Genomic DNA, 14,422 nt, shown 5'->3' on the forward strand with positions numbered 1-14,422 from the left:
CGAAAAGAATGGTTAATCATTTTTTCTGCCTGCATTTATTGAGCTGAACAAGGGATGCAGGGAAGGCGTGCGGAAAACAAACGAAGATAGAAGGTGAATACAGATGCTTTGAAATTTTTAATCATCTTTGAATTTATTCAGTCTGATCGGGGGGAACAGCGTGTTATCCCGAATCGCAGCCGTGCATCGGGTGTGTCGCCTATTTTGCTTACTGACAAGGCGGGGTATGTATTCAATTTGCCTAAAAATCTCGCCAATGCAAAAAGAGCAGCGGAATGCCACCTTGCATATATGAATTTTTATTGAAAGAATGCTGTGAGGCCACACGCAATGAACTTGTTCAAAAGATCGTGCAGATATTGGAAAGGCAAAACGATCCGGAAACGACCAGCATGTTTACGTTTCTATCCGACCCGGATCCTGTTGCAGTCCGGAGAATTCTATCATCGCCGTTCAAACGGGCCGAAAATCACGGTTCTTTAGATCGTATATGTATTTTAGCACTTTCAGCAAACAAGGCCAGAATGGTTGTCCGCGACTATGCAGAGCCGCCTGTATGGAAGGTGAAAAACCAAATCCGACAATTTTTTGATGCACAACAAATTGTGGGAGCGCCCAAACCGGCCAGCATTTATTTATTGGCGGCGTGCATGTACCGTGACGGCAGAAAGGAAATGCAGAAGGAAGATGTTCAGGACTGGATGAACTGGGCCATTTATGGGAAAAGGCTCTCCGGGCGGATTATAGCAAAAATGGTAAAAAGAATTCAGGCAAGAGGCGGTATGGCATGGATACATGCAGCCGCAATAAAAAGCTGGTTGATTAGTCAAAAAAAGGAGGAATGGACAGTGGATTTGGATCAAGCCAGAGTCACGCCGGCTTACTTGTGCGGCAGGTTGTTTGCGGTTTTGGAAGCGGTACAATACGAAGCAGTAAAGGGAAACGAAACGATTGCTTCAAGGTTCTATGCGGCAGCTTCATCTACTCCAAGGACAATTTTCGGGCTTTTAATGAGAAATAGCAAATGGCATTTAAGTAAAATTAGTAAAGAAAACAAAGGATATGAAGTTCGTTATCAGCAAAGGATTCAATTAATAACCGGCAAATTGAAAGAATTCCCAGCTGTCCTTGATTTGCAAGGACAGGCTGAGTTTGCGCTAGGCTACTATCATGAAAGACAAGATATATACAAGAAAAAAGAAAATATGCCTGCTGATGCTGCCAATGTAAGTGATTTAAATAAAACCGTTGTTGAGGGGGAGTAATACATGAACATAAATTCAATTATTGATCCAAACAAACGCTATGATTTTGTGCTCGTTTTTGATGTGACGGATGGAAATCCGAACGGTGATCCGGATGCAGGCAATCTGCCGAGACAGGATAAATTATTTGAATTGGATTGAAATAAGCTTATACTCTGCGTAGATCTGAGGATTGAAATAAATATCATGGTATAATTGATAGTAAAGATTAAGTCGCACTCCTCGGACTGGAAGAGAAAGAAGGATCCTGTATGAACACGATGCATCGTAAGTTGGGAACTTTTGCGCTTACCATGACCGGTCTTGGATCCATCATCGGGTCCGGCTGGTTGTTTGGTGCCTGGAAAGCAGCTACGATTGCCGGCCCGGCAGCCATTTTTGCCTGGGTGATCGGAATGGTCGTTATCTTATTTATTGCCCTTTCTTACAGTGAACTGGGGGCCATGTTTCCAGTAGCGGGGGGAATGGTAAAATACACCCAATATTCCCATGGTTCTTTTGTTGGCTTCCTTGCTGCATGGGCGAACTGGATTGCCATTGTTTCCGTTATTCCGAGTGAGGCCATGGCTTCTGTGCAGTATATGAGCTCATGGCATTGGAGCTGGGCACAGAGTTTGGCACATAGCGGAATGCTGACGCCAAAAGGACTCGGCCTTGCTTCTTTGCTACTGTTGATTTATTTTTTTCTGAATTACTGGGCGGTTAGTTTATTTGCAAGGGTAAACTCGCTGATCACTATATTTAAAATCGTGATTCCGGGGTTGACGATTTTTGCACTTTTGATTGTCGGGTTCCATGGCGGCAACTTTACATACGGCCATGCTTTTGCGCCATACGGGTGGTCAAGTGTGTTTACGGCGGTGGCGACATCCGGGATTGTGTTCGCGTTTAACGGCTTTCAAAGTCCGATTAATATGGCGGGCGAAGCGAGAAAGCCGGGCCGGTCGATCCCGATTGCAGTCGTTGGATCTGTTTTAATTGCAACGGTGATTTACGTTCTGCTGCAAATTGCGTTTATCGGGGGTGTCAGCCCTTCTGTCCTGGCACATGGCTGGAATCATTTGAAGTTTAACTCCCCGTTTGCAGATCTTGCCATTGCGTTAAATATTAACTGGCTCGTGATTGTCTTGTATTTGGATGCGTTTGTATCTCCATCCGGCACCGGGACTACTTATACTGCAACAACTGCGCGTATGCTGTATGGTATGGAGAAAAATGGATATTTGCCGCGGTTTATCGGAAAACTGCATCCGGTTTATGGCATTCCGCGCCCGGCAATGTTTGTCAATTTAGTCATCTGTTTTATTTTCCTGTTTGTATTTAAAGGATGGGGTTCACTGGCAGAGGTTATTTCTGTTGCTACGTTGATTTCTTATATCACCGGGCCTGTAACTGTCATGGCATTAAGAAAAACCGCGGGGTACTTGTACCGTCCGCTCCAGGTGAAGGGCATGCAGATCATCGCGCCATGCGGATTTATTTTTGCTTCGCTGACGCTATACTGGGCACGGTGGCCGCTTACCGGGGAAGTTTTCCTCATTATTATGATCGGGCTTCCCATTTATTTTTACTATCAGGCGAAAAGGAAATGGCAGTCTTTTTCGAAAAATTTCAAGTCCGGCATTTGGATGGTCGCCTATCTGATTGTGATGATGGGCATCTCTTATTTTGGAAGTGAGAAATTTGGCGGCCTTAACATGATCCCGTACGGCTGGGACATGGTCCTCATTGCTTTCGTTTCGCTCGGTTTTTACATTTGGGCAGTGAAAAGCGGATACGAAACACCTGACCTGCTTGAAGCTGCAAAATTAAACAAAGCATTGAAAGAGCACGACATGGGTGTGGATGATGATGAAAATGGAAACGGGAAACGAAACCCGGCTTATTCAACGGATTGGCCACACTGATTATCGTAGAATTTGTCTAACAGGGGAATCCCTTAAAACACGTACAAAAAGCAGCAACCCATTTATTATTGAAAAACTGAATACCAAAAAAGCGCAGCTGAACCACTGCGCTTTTTTGATGGATGATGCTCAAAGGAGAAAGTTGCCAGCTACAACAAAATTTTGTCGAAATGTATAGTCTTGGATGGAAAAATGTTATATAATTTAAATAGTTTACACATAAACGATTTTGGGGGAAATGATGAAAAAACTGAGGATCTTTTTATCCATTTTACTGGCGGTTGTTGTATTGGGCGGCGGGGTGGCTTATTTTGCATACCAAAAGCTGCAGCCGGAGAACCATTTTAAAAACGTACCGACCGTCTCTAAAACTGGGAACAACCCGGGCAGTCAAGGCACAACAACACCCAAAATGAAGGAAAACGTATTCAATGTCCTTCTACTCGGTTCAGACGAACGGAAAGGGCAGAAGGTAGGACATTCGGATTCGATTATCTTGCTTCATGTCGATCTGAATAAGCACAAGTATAACATGGCCAGCATTCCCCGTGACACACGCGTGTATCTTGACGGCTACGGCTATACGAAACTGACAAGCGTGCAATATATTAAACAGGCAACAGGCGGCACAACAGCCGGAATTAAAGCCGCAGTCAATTCAATCAGCCAATTGACAGGCATACCGGTCAACTATTATGTAGAAACGAATTATGAAGGCTTGCAGTCGATGGTGGATGCGCTGGGGGCGATTGACGTGGATGTGCCGTTTGATGTAAAACTGACGCACCCCTGGTACCCGGAAAACAATGGAAAAGTCATCGCACAAGGCACGCAGACGCTTGACGGGGAGATGGTGACAGAGCTTGTACATGAACGCTATTCGTTGAAAAATGTGGACTATGACCGTCAGCTGTTGCAGGCAAAAGTGCTGATCGGTATTGCCAAAACCGCACTCCAGCCGAAAAATTTAACAAAACTGCCGAATCTGGTGGACAAATCATCTGATTTTGTCATTGCTACCAATATGTCAAAAACAGATATCGCGAGTCTCGGTCTGCTTGTAAAAAATCTTAACACAGATAAGCAAGTGACTTATTACCAGCTGAACGGCACATCGAAAAGCATGTACGACGATATTTTAAAAAACAACAACTCGGAAATCGTCCTTGACCAGACGGCATTGAAAAAGACCATGAAGCATTTTGAATAAAAGGATTCGGAATGGGGGATTGTGATTTGCATGATGGAGCTGGGATAAGCGGGGACAATCGTGACTTGGAAATAATTTCATCCATGGGAATTTTATGGGAAGTCAACGGCCAGAAAAAGCGGCCATCTACTTTGCATGGAAAATAAATAGATTGCTGCGTAAGCTAATAGGGTTAATTACTTTTTCTGTATGTAAAGGCCCGGTATTTTGAAGGCAGATAAGAGCAAGGTTCCAGATAAGGTTGCTTTGTTTTTACGGAGGCATGATGGGAGGGGCCGGGTCATAAATATTTTATAAGTCTGGTGTACAACGCCGGAAATCTAATTCAGTGGGGGTATCATAATGGCAACAATTTTATACGCCGTCTTTATTGCAATTGCGCTTTATGTTTTAAATGGCATGGCATTTATGAAGTTGGCCCAAAAAGCCGGGCGCGGAGACATTGCCTGGATGGCTTGGGTCCCGGTCTGTAATGTGATCCAGCAGCTTCTTTTGATTAAGAAAAGCGGCTGGTGGGTGCTCATTCTGCTCGTCCCGGTTGTGAACTTTATTTTTATTATCATTTGGCAAGTGAAATTGCTTCAAGCATTCGGCAAGCATGGCGCCTATGTACTGTTGTATATTTTTATTCCCATAGTTTATCAAATTTTATGGATCGTTTGGGCATTTTCCGACGAGACGAAGTACGTGGAAAGGGAAGCAGTGTAAGGATGATAAAAAGATGCCGTTGTTTGGTACGGCATCTTTTTATCATTATGAAGCTAAAGCGGGAAAGCTGCTCTGTTGTTTTAAAAGGGAAACGATCACGAGGCCCACTGCTGTTTTTGGATCCAACAATATACCTGTTAAGGCAAATCGTTGCCGGCAGCAAAATAAATATCATACCAGTCCCGGCGGGTAAGGCTTACTTTTGATGCTTCTGTGATTTTTTTCAGCCTTTCCGGGTTCATTGTTCCGGCAATGACTTGGATTTTCGCCGGGTGCCTTAAAATCCATGCGGTTGCGACGGCCTCTTTGGAGACGCCTTGTGCTTGCGCCAATTTGCCGAGTTTTTCGTTCAATTCCGGGAATTTTGGATCGTCGATAAAGACGCCTTCAAAGAACCCGTACTGGAATGGCGACCAAGCTTGAATGGTGATATCATGCAGGCGGGAATATTCCAGAATTCCGCCGTCATGGTTGATGCTGCGTTCGTCTTTCATATTGACGTGCATCCCGAAGTCAATCATGCCGGTGTGCGCGATGCTGAATTGCAACTGGTTGACAATCAGTTTTTGAGAAACGAATTTTTGGACAAGTTCTACCTGGTACGGATGGAAGTTGCTGACCCCGAACTGGCGGACTTTGCCGGCATCTTGCAGTTCTGAAAAAGCTTCGGCAACTTCTTCCGGTTCCATTAATGGATCAGGGCGGTGTAGCAGGAGTATATCCAGGTAATCGGTTTGGAGCCGTTCCAGAATACCGTCAACCGCTTGTAAAATATGCGATTTGGAAAAATCATACATTTTGTCGCCGATGCCGCATTTTGATTGTAGAATGATATCTTCCCGTTTGATGGAACTGTTTTTCAGCGCATTTGCAAAAATTTTCTCTGATTCTCCTTTTCCGTATATATCGGCATGATCAAAGAAATTGATGCCATGCTCGACTGCTGTTTCAATCATCGTTTGTGCCTCTTTTTCCGATAACGCATTCATCCGCATGCAGCCTAAAGCAACTTCTGATCCCAATATACCGCTCTTGCCAAGATTGATATGATTCATCTTCATACCTCCTGTAAAATTCTTCACAATTTTATTATGAGTTTGGATCGTCTGCTAAGTCAATGAAAAGCACTTGCACGACCGGGAAATGGCGGATCAAATTTGCAAATTGCAGATAGTAAAATCCACTTGAAAATAGGGCGAGTGTCCTTTAAAATAAAACTGAAAAATAAGAAAAGGAGTGAGCGATTTGCCATTGGAACTGGTAATGGAAAAACAGGCCGGTTACAACGTGCATGACCGTTTGTTTAAGGAGCTGATCCAAAACTTTTTTAAGGAATTTATGGAAGCGTTCTTCCCGGATGTGTCAGCGGATCTTGACTACCGCCGGGTGAGGTTTTTGTCGCAGGAACAGTTTACGGACTTTCCGGGCGGCGAACAAAAACGGGTTGACATCCTTGCCGAGACGAAGGTAAAAGGCAAAGACACCGTGATTCTCATCCATGTAGAGCCCCAGTCGTATTACCAGAAACTTTTTCCTGAGCGACTATTTCGCTATTACATGATGATCAGCCTCAGGCACCGGAAACCAGTATTGCCGATTGCCGTATTCAGTTATGAGGAGAAAACAGAGACCCCCGATACGTACACCTTTGCCTTCCACAACATCGAAATTCTTCGTTTTCACTATTTATCCATTCATCTGATTAAGAAAAACTGGAGAGATTATATCCGGAGCAACAATCCCGTTGCCGCAGCATTGCTGAGCAAAATGGGGTATACAAAAAAAGAGCGGGTGCAGGTCAAACTGGAGTTTCTGCGGATGCTGGCCCGGATGGAACTCGACCCTGCAAAAATGAGGCTGTTATATGGTTTCTTTGATTTTTATTTAAAACTGAATGAAAAAGAGGAGGCGGAAGTAATGGAAAACATTAAAATGCTGGATCCGGATGAAGCAGAGCAAGTATTGAAGCTGCCGAATTCTTACTTTGACCGCGGGTATAGGAAGGGAAAAGAAGAAGGAAGGGAAGAAGGAAGAGAAGAAGGAAGAGAAGAAGGAAGAGAAGAAGGTGAAGAAAAGTTAAAAAGATTTATTGCCAACTTGTTAAAAAATCAAGTGGATTTGAAGATCATTGCCCAAGCATCCGGCTTGAGTGAAGAGGAGATCCTGAAAATCAAAAGGCAGATAGAGGGGGGAAAGCATTGAGCCCGGTTTGTGACGAAGCAGAACAAGTAATAAAGCTGCCGAATTCTTACTTTGACCGCGGGTATAGGAAGGGAAAAAAGGAAGGAAGAGAAGAATTGTTACAAACGATTCCAACTGCCATTAAAATGTTGCAGGAAGGTATGGATCTTCAATTCATTGTGGAAAAAACCGGACTGAGCCGGCCGGAAGTGGAAAAAATAAAACAGCAATTGGAGCATTCGTAAGATGGAAGTCAGATTTCCTGGAGTGGATGGAAAAGAAGTTGTCTTAGACTTGCCGAACTATTATTATGATCTCGGGTATAAAAAGGGATTTGAAGAAGGATTTAAAGAAGGCAAAGAAGAAGTGAGAGAACGATTTATTGTCAACTTGTTAAAAAATCCAAGTGGATGTAAAAGTCATTGCCCAAGCATCCGGCTTGAGTGAAGATGAAATCATGAAAAGCAAAAGGGAGAACAATTGGTAAGCATACCATTGTACTTAAAAAACGCCAGTCTATATAACAGGCGGTTTTTAAGTACGTTCTGCCTGGTAAAAGGAATTCCCCGCCGTGCTGCCGAATAAAGATATAAAGCTTCAATACGAATGGGGGATGTTTATGCAAACTGCTTTTATTGCGGGCCATGCGAAGCTTCCGTCCGGGATGGCGGCCCAAAATATTTATGATACTTTGACGATTACGGCGGAAATTGAGATGAAGTACGGTGTCATTCTGGATGTCTCCTGTACACTGGCTACGGAGCACGGAAGGCAATTTATTTCCCATCTGCTTAGGGGCTACAGCTTAAATGATGGTATTGAGGAACCATTGAAGCAACTGCAGGAATTTTACTTAGGCAAAGCTTCAAATGCCTTGATTTCTGCATTTAAAGATTTGTATAGACAGTATCATCTCATATTGAAAACAAAACAGGGGGAATAGCCCCCTCCCATCCAAATTGTGCTTTTGCCAAACTCTATAGGCAGGATTTTTATAGAAAATGCAGAAAAAATACGCACTCGAAAGCCCTTTTTGCATATCTTTTTTATGAATAGCAAACATTCCAGCACTTGCAAAATGAACCGGGCCACAACGGATCGGCCAGCAAGCCCATTGCCGCTTGCTTATGACGCCGTCAAAAATTTCTATACCGGACTCGCCGGTATTTCATTTATGATGCTGCGTTACGATTCCTCCGCATCGCGCTCATCAAACGGCCAGGCCGGCAGCATCTTGTTGAGCGGTTTGTCCGTACGGTAGCCGAGGACGTATTCCGCCTGCATGACCGTGTGAATTTCGCGGGTGCCTTCGTAAATGACCGGCGCTTTGGAATTGCGCAAGTAGCGTTCGACCGGGTATTCGCTTGAGTAGCCGTAAGCGCCGTGAATTTGGACGGCATCGTTGGCGGCTTCATTGGCGAAGTCGCACGCTTGCCATTTGGCGAGCGAAGTTTCGCGGGTGTTGCGCTTGCCTTGGTTTTTCAGTTCGCCAGCGCGGAAAACGAGGAGACGGCTCATTTGGTAGCCTGCTTCCATTTTCGCAATCATTTGCTGGACAAGCTGGTGTTTGCCAATTTCACGCCCGAATGTTTTCCGCTCATGGCAGTATTTTACGCTTGCTTCAAGGCAGGCCTGGATCAGCCCGCACGCGCCGGCTGCCACGGTAAAACGGCCATTGTCAAGCGCCGACATGGCGATTTTGAATCCTTCGCCTTCTTCCCCAAGCAGGTTTTCTTTCGGCACCCGCACATTGTCAAAAAACAGTTCCCCGGTATTTCCGGCTCGGATCCCGAGTTTGCCTTTAATCGCTTTCGAAGAAAAGCCCGGCAATGTGCGCTCCACGATAAATGCGGAAATGCCATGATGTTTTTTCGCTTTATCGGTGTAAGCAAATACGAGAAAATGGTCCGCGACATCGCAAAGCGAGATCCATGTTTTCTGCCCGTTTAAGATATAAAAGTCCCCGTCTTTTTCGGCCGTTGTGCCAATGCCGGCAACATCCGAGCCCGCGTCCGGTTCCGTGAGGCCGAATGCCCCGATTTTCTCGCCTTTTGCTTGCGGGACAAGGTATTTCTGTTTTTGTGCCTCTGTTCCCCACTGCAAAAGGGTGAGGCTGTTTAAGCCGGTGTGGACGCTCACGGCCGTCCGGAAGGCGGTATCCCCCCGCTCGAGTTCTTCGCATACAATCGCGAGCGCGTTATAATCCATGCCGCTTCCGCCATATTTTTCCGGGATGCAGACCCCCATCAGGCCGAGATCCGCCAGCTTTTTCAACAGGCTGGTTTCAAAATGATGGTTCTCATCCCATTCGCGAATGTTAGGCATAATCTCTTTATCTACAAAATTCCGTACGGTTTTCTTTAAAAGTTCCTGTTCTTCCGTTAATTCAAAATGCATGATTCATTCCTCCTTGTACGCTTCAATTTCTTCTTGTGAAAACCCGATCCTGCGTAAAATCTCTTCTGTGTTCTCTCCCGGCATGGGCGGGTGTTGCACGTACCGGACAGGGGTTTCAGATAGTTTTAACGGGCTTGCGACAAGTTTGATTTCCCCGGCAACCGGGTGCTCCATTTTAATAAACATTTCCCTTGCCTCAAGCTGCGGATCGGCCGCTACCTGCTCGAGGCTTTGGATTGGACCACACGGAATTTTCCGCTTCTCCAATGCTTCCCGCCAAAAGGAAACCGGTCGAGTTCGAAAAACTTTTTCCAAAATCGGGATCAATGTCTCACGGTTTTCTACCCGTTTCGGATTTGTCGCGAATCTTTCATCCGATGCAAGTTGCCCCAGGTCGAGCAATTCACAAAGCGTCTGAAACTGGCGGTCGTTTCCAACGGCGATCGCAATCTCCCCGTCGCTCGTTTGAAAAGATTGATAGGGAACAATATTGGGATGCCGGTTGCCTAGCCGTCCGGGAATGTTACCCGACATAAGAAAGTTGCTGGCAATATTAACAAGGGCTGTTGTAGCTGAATCGTAAAGCGAAAGGTCGATTTTCTGCCCTTCCCCCGTATGCTCCCTTGCCAAAAGGGCAGCCTCTATGCCGATGCAGGCGTAAAGCCCGGTTAATACATCGGTAATGGCGACGCCTGTCTTCAGCGGCGGCCCGTTTTCTTCGCCCGTGATGCTCATCAGCCCGCTCATCGCCTGGATAATAAAATCGTAGCCGGGCAAATCTTTGTACGGGCCGGTTTCCCCGAATCCCGTAATCGAGCAGTAGACGAGCCGCGGGTTGAGTGTCCGGAGTGTTTCGTATCCAAGCCCAAGTCGCTCCATCGTACCGGTTTTAAAATTATGGATGACAACATCGCTATTTTTCGCCAGCCTGCGAATGATTTCTTTTCCGCTTTCACGCTTTAAATCTAGCGTAATGCTTTTTTTATTTCGGTTGGTGCACAAATAGTAAGCGCTTACGTTTTGCTGAAACGGTGGTCCCCATCCCCGTGTTTCGTCACTGCCGCCGGGTGCTTCGACTTTGATCACCTCTGCACCGAGATCGCCAAGGATCATCGTGCAGAAAGGCCCGGCCAGCACTCTTGTTAAATCAAGCACTTTTATCCCGGACAATGCGGATTTCAACCTATCCACTCCTTTCAAAAAGTAGAAAAAGCCAGCATTGCATCCATGAGGCACGGATAAAATGACTGGCTTTTTCTGCCGGACAGCTTATCTTGCGGGATAAGCAGGCAGAATAAACAGTTATGTCTTTCTTTAATTGGGGCTTGCTGAATAAGCAAAGTTCCTCGATTTGGCAAGGCTGCTAACAGCTTTGGCAACCATTTAAATGCAAAGGTTTTACCACAGATCCAGGGAAATGCTTGCACTCGAAACCCGATTCAACGTATGGAGAAGATGAAATCTCCCCTTTTCGCAAAAGGATTCTTCTAAATTTTTGAGACAGAGCTTGCAGACAAATTGGGTACAAACTTAGAATCGGATTTGTTCAGCAAGCCCTAATTGGATTACCCCCGGCTGGCTTTGTTCACGCATTCCGGGAAGGGAACATCGCACAAAGCTTGGCGGGTGTTATGTATATAGGATAATCCATTCCGGAAAAATTGTAAATCGTTTTTGAATATTTTTATAAGAAAATCAAAACAAACAGTCAGATTGGCCATGCTGATAGCGGCGGCCTATCCATACAGTCCTAAAGTGCATTCGCATAGCGCGTGATCGTTTCGGATTTCATTCTTATCCAATGTAGGTTGAATGCCAATATCCGGAAAAACTTGATTGTTTTATTTTTGACCGCGGAATTGGGGAATGTTAAATTATAGGAAAATGGTTGTTCAGGAGGGATTTTCATGGATGGGAACAAAAAACAGATCCGGCTGGCAAGAAGGCCTGTTGGAACGCCAACAATGGAGGATTTCGCTTTTACCGAAGCGCCAATTGGCACACCAGGTGAAGGCGAAGTGCTAATTCGAAATGTATATATTTCCGTTGATCCGTACTTAAGGGGAAGAATGGAAGATGTGAAATCGTATATCCCGCCTTTTCAGCTGAATGATGTCATTGTAAGCGGCGTGATCGGACAGGTTGTCGCATCGCAGTCCGCCCAATTTAAAAAGGGCGACATCGTGATCGGCACGCTTGGTTGGGAAACGTATTCTATTGCGCATGAAAAAACGATCCGGAAGCTGGATCCCGATCTTGCACCCATAACGACCCATCTTGGCATTATTGGAATGACCGGGCTCACTGCGTATTTCGGTCTGCTCGATATTGGGAAGCCGAAAGCAGGTGAGACAGTGGTTGTATCGGGTGCTGCAGGGGCGGTTGGCTCCACTGTCGGCCAGATCGCAAAAATCAAAGGGGCGCGTGCTGTCGGAATTGCCGGATCTGAGGAAAAATGCCGCTATCTGACAGAAACGTTAGGGTTTGATGCAGCCATTAATTATAAAACGGAAAATGTCAGAAAGGCACTTAAGGAAGCATGCCCTGACGGTGTTGATGTCTATTTTGACAATGTCGGCGGTGAAATTTCCGACGCGGTCTTTCCGCTATTGAACGATTTTGCGCGCATTCCGGTATGCGGTGCCATATCCGCTTACAATAAAACAGAGCCGGACGTCGGGCCGCGTGTACAGCAATATTTAATCAAAACGAGTTCGCTGATGCAAGGTTTTACAGTCGGCCATTACAGTTCCCGCTTTAAAGAAGCCGGCGCCCAGCTTGCTGCCTGGTTGAACGAAGGCAAATTAAAATATGAAGAAACGATAACAGAAGGTTTTGATTCGATCATTGACGCTTTTCTCGATTTGTTTAAAGGAAAAAATATCGGAAAGCAGCTGGTGAAAATCAGCGAATTTGAATAATGTAGAAAGAAACAATCATCATGGGTGTATGGCTGCACCAGTCGGGACATAACGATGCATTGATCAGGTATGGGGCGAGGATAGAGGCTGCCGTACTTGACAATAAGTTATGTCCTCTTTTGTGCATTCAACCAGTTATATGGAATTTCACAATAAGGCCGGGCATTGTTCTTGCTTCTTTTATATAGAAGAATTCCTGATTATGCTGTAAAGTCGGCCAAAAATTTGGACCGTGGCTGAATCCGCGTTTATAAACCGGAGTGTAATGAGAGAAAGGCAGAGCAAGATGTCTTTTCCCCAACGGTTTCTGTTTCCCGCGTGTTTCTGGAATTTAACAGATGTTCAAAAAAGCTAAAAGCACAATGAAAAACCGAACAGGTCTCATGCAAATCTTCCTTTTTATTGGCGGAGTTTTCATGATTTCACCACAAGAATCCGGCTGTGCGGAGGGAAAATCGTCAAATATCTTTACCTTGCACACGCCTGGTGATTCCGGTATGATAGGGGCACAATGGTGTCGGCGCAGGGGGATATAAATTTGAGAGAACTGCTAACTAACCGGTTTGTCCGGATGATCTTTTTATCGGAACTATTTTTGCAAGCCGGGATCTGGGTACGGAATTTTGCCGTCCTGTTGTTTGTTACAGATAAAACGAACGGAAATCCGCTTGCGGTATCAATGATTTCAGTGGCAGATTATTTGCCCATTTTCATCTTTAGTTTTATCGGCGGGGCATATGCGGATCGCTGGCAGCCAAAGAAAACGATGATCTGGTGCGATTTGCTGAGTGCCGCCTCGGTTTTTGTCGTGATCGGGGCGCTTATATTTGGGTCGTGGCAGGTGATCTTTTTTGCCATGCTCGTTTCTTCCACTTTATCGCAGTTTTCACAGCCGTCAGGTTTAAAGCTGTTTAAAATACATCTGGAAGAACGCCTGATTCAGCAGGGGATGGCGGTCTACCAGACGATTTATGCCGTGTTCATGATTTTTGGCCCTGTGATCGGCACGTTTGCTTATCAAAGGTTAGGCATTGATCTTTCGATAACCATTACCGGCGTAGCTTTCCTGCTCTCCGCAGCGGCCTTGTCTTTTATTCCGCGCGATGAAAAGGTAAAAAAAGCTGAAAATGCGACAAATATTTTCCAGGAAATGAAAAGCGGGGTTCGTTATGTGCTTGCAAAAAAGGAACTCAAGCTGCTTGGCTGCGGATTTCTTACTGCCGGGCTCGGCGTTGGTCTCATTCAGCCGATGAACATTTTTCTTGTAACCGATCGCCTCGGCCTGCCGAAAGAATACCTCCAGTGGCTCGTAATGGTAAACGGGATCGGCATGATTGCAGGCGGCGCGTTTTCAATGTTTTTTTCGAGATCCGTCTCCCCGCTTAAATTGCTCTTTACCGGGTTGCTCGCGAATGCCCTCGGGCTTGCGGTGATCGGCGCGTCAACTTCTCTTTGGCTGACGCTTGCTGCGGAGCTGGTTTCCGGCCTGTTCTTGCCAAGCATTCAAATCGGGATTAGCACGATGGTTTTACAAAATACGGAAGCGGACTATATTGGCAGGGTGAACGGCACGCTTTACCCGCTTTTCACGGGGGCAATGGTGATCACGATGAGCCTTGCCGGCCTGGTGAAAACATGGCTGTCAGTGACGGCTGTTTTTGAAATTGCGGCGTTATTTTTTATCCTCGGCCTCTGCTTTGCCTTCCCGTTAATGAAAGAACGATCACATGCGAGGTGAAGTCTTTGCGGTAGGGGCAAGAGGCGAATAGTTTTTCAAAAAAGTTTTCCAAAAGAGGATGCTTCGAAACGGCGGAAGCACCCTTTTTCGTATAT

General features: G+C 45.6%; 13 protein-coding genes and 2 pseudogenes. 12 read left to right on the plus strand and 3 right to left on the minus strand.

Going from position 1 to position 14,422, the window contains the following annotated elements; translation table 11 throughout:
• Positions 1 to 93 precede the first annotated feature (93 nt).
• The 6 genes and pseudogenes from OF158_RS02990 (at position 94) to OF158_RS03015 (ending at position 5,090) form a co-directional block, all read left to right on the plus strand.
• Complete coding sequence (locus OF158_RS02990; RefSeq protein WP_061566620.1) at positions 94 to 306, plus strand: hypothetical protein; 213 nt, start codon at positions 94 to 96, stop codon at positions 304 to 306.
• Positions 307 to 392: 86 nt separating this feature from the next.
• On the plus strand, positions 393 to 1,265 hold the full coding sequence (locus tag OF158_RS02995; protein ID WP_225621016.1) for a type I-C CRISPR-associated protein Cas8c/Csd1: 873 nt from the start codon (positions 393 to 395) through the stop codon (positions 1,263 to 1,265).
• Between the two features lie 3 nt (positions 1,266 to 1,268).
• Positions 1,269 to 1,385, plus strand: a pseudogene (locus OF158_RS03000) (type I CRISPR-associated protein Cas7); the annotation flags it as partial.
• A gap of 131 nt (positions 1,386 to 1,516) precedes the next feature.
• Positions 1,517 to 3,172, plus strand: a complete 1,656-nt coding sequence (locus OF158_RS03005; RefSeq protein WP_035182493.1) for a glutamate/serine transporter AimA — start codon at positions 1,517 to 1,519, stop codon at positions 3,170 to 3,172.
• 241 nt (positions 3,173 to 3,413) lie between these two features.
• Positions 3,414 to 4,382, plus strand: a complete 969-nt coding sequence (locus tag OF158_RS03010) for an LCP family protein (protein WP_035182492.1) — start codon at positions 3,414 to 3,416, stop codon at positions 4,380 to 4,382.
• A gap of 342 nt (positions 4,383 to 4,724) precedes the next feature.
• Positions 4,725 to 5,090, plus strand: a complete 366-nt coding sequence (locus tag OF158_RS03015; protein ID WP_014096161.1) for a DUF5684 domain-containing protein — start codon at positions 4,725 to 4,727, stop codon at positions 5,088 to 5,090.
• Between the two features lie 137 nt (positions 5,091 to 5,227).
• On the opposite strand, the gene OF158_RS03020 is transcribed toward OF158_RS03015, so the two are convergent.
• Positions 5,228 to 6,145, minus strand: coding sequence for an aldo/keto reductase (locus OF158_RS03020; protein WP_264302950.1), 918 nt, complete (start codon positions 6,143 to 6,145; stop codon positions 5,228 to 5,230).
• A gap of 196 nt (positions 6,146 to 6,341) precedes the next feature.
• Here OF158_RS03020 and OF158_RS03025 point away from each other — a divergent pair, with 196 nt between their 5' ends.
• The 4 genes and pseudogenes from OF158_RS03025 (at position 6,342) to OF158_RS03040 (ending at position 8,214) form a co-directional block, all read left to right on the plus strand.
• Positions 6,342 to 7,292, plus strand: coding sequence for an Rpn family recombination-promoting nuclease/putative transposase (locus OF158_RS03025; protein WP_035182501.1), 951 nt, complete (start codon positions 6,342 to 6,344; stop codon positions 7,290 to 7,292).
• Entirely contained in the window at positions 7,289 to 7,516 is a 228-nt protein-coding gene (locus OF158_RS03030; protein ID WP_035182490.1) for a hypothetical protein, read from the plus strand. Before OF158_RS03025 ends, OF158_RS03030 begins: the two co-directional genes overlap by 4 nt.
• Position 7,517: 1 nt before the next feature.
• Positions 7,518 to 7,758 (plus strand): annotated as a pseudogene (locus OF158_RS03035) (hypothetical protein).
• A 132-nt stretch (positions 7,759 to 7,890) separates the two neighbouring features.
• Entirely contained in the window at positions 7,891 to 8,214 is a 324-nt protein-coding gene (locus OF158_RS03040) for a DUF3870 domain-containing protein (protein ID WP_035182500.1), read from the plus strand.
• Positions 8,215 to 8,456: 242 nt separating this feature from the next.
• Here the strand turns inward: OF158_RS03040 and OF158_RS03045 are convergent, their stop codons facing one another.
• A complete protein-coding gene (locus OF158_RS03045) occupies positions 8,457 to 9,668 on the minus strand; it encodes an acyl-CoA dehydrogenase family protein (protein WP_035182489.1) in 1,212 nt (403 codons plus the stop codon).
• A 3-nt stretch (positions 9,669 to 9,671) separates the two neighbouring features.
• The gene (locus tag OF158_RS03050) at positions 9,672 to 10,850 is read right to left on the minus strand and encodes a CaiB/BaiF CoA transferase family protein (RefSeq protein WP_035182488.1); all 1,179 of its coding nucleotides are present in this window, start codon (positions 10,848 to 10,850) and stop codon (positions 9,672 to 9,674) included.
• Between the two features lie 725 nt (positions 10,851 to 11,575).
• Between OF158_RS03050 and OF158_RS03055 the strand changes: the two genes are divergently transcribed.
• Together OF158_RS03055 and OF158_RS03060 are read left to right on the plus strand one after the other, a co-directional pair.
• Positions 11,576 to 12,589 carry an NADP-dependent oxidoreductase gene (locus tag OF158_RS03055; RefSeq protein ID WP_014096152.1) on the plus strand — a complete coding sequence of 338 codons (1,014 nt, stop codon included), beginning with the start codon at positions 11,576 to 11,578 and terminating at the stop codon, positions 12,587 to 12,589.
• Positions 12,590 to 13,127: 538 nt separating this feature from the next.
• The gene (locus OF158_RS03060) at positions 13,128 to 14,327 is read left to right on the plus strand and encodes an MFS transporter (RefSeq protein WP_017550182.1); all 1,200 of its coding nucleotides are present in this window, start codon (positions 13,128 to 13,130) and stop codon (positions 14,325 to 14,327) included.
• Positions 14,328 to 14,422 lie beyond the last annotated feature (95 nt).

This window comes from Weizmannia sp. WK01 (assembly GCF_025905465.1).
GTDB lineage: Bacteria > Bacillota > Bacilli > Bacillales > Bacillaceae_C > Weizmannia > Weizmannia faecalis.

Bases quoted from the DNA above. Each gene is read 5' to 3' on its own strand.
- OF158_RS03015 (WP_014096161.1), top strand. From the start codon at position 4,725: ATGGCAACAATTTTATACGCCGTCTTTATTGCAATTGCGCTTTATGTT.
- OF158_RS03020 (WP_264302950.1), bottom strand. From the start codon at position 6,145: ATGAATCATATCAATCTTGGCAAGAGCGGTATATTGGGATCAGAAGTT.
- OF158_RS03010 (WP_035182492.1), top strand. From the start codon at position 3,414: ATGAAAAAACTGAGGATCTTTTTATCCATTTTACTGGCGGTTGTTGTA.
- OF158_RS02995 (WP_225621016.1), top strand. From the start codon at position 393: ATGTTTACGTTTCTATCCGACCCGGATCCTGTTGCAGTCCGGAGAATT.
- OF158_RS03055 (WP_014096152.1), top strand. From the start codon at position 11,576: ATGGATGGGAACAAAAAACAGATCCGGCTGGCAAGAAGGCCTGTTGGA.
- OF158_RS03005 (WP_035182493.1), top strand. From the start codon at position 1,517: ATGAACACGATGCATCGTAAGTTGGGAACTTTTGCGCTTACCATGACC.
- OF158_RS03040 (WP_035182500.1), top strand. From the start codon at position 7,891: ATGCAAACTGCTTTTATTGCGGGCCATGCGAAGCTTCCGTCCGGGATG.
- OF158_RS03045 (WP_035182489.1), bottom strand. From the start codon at position 9,668: ATGCATTTTGAATTAACGGAAGAACAGGAACTTTTAAAGAAAACCGTA.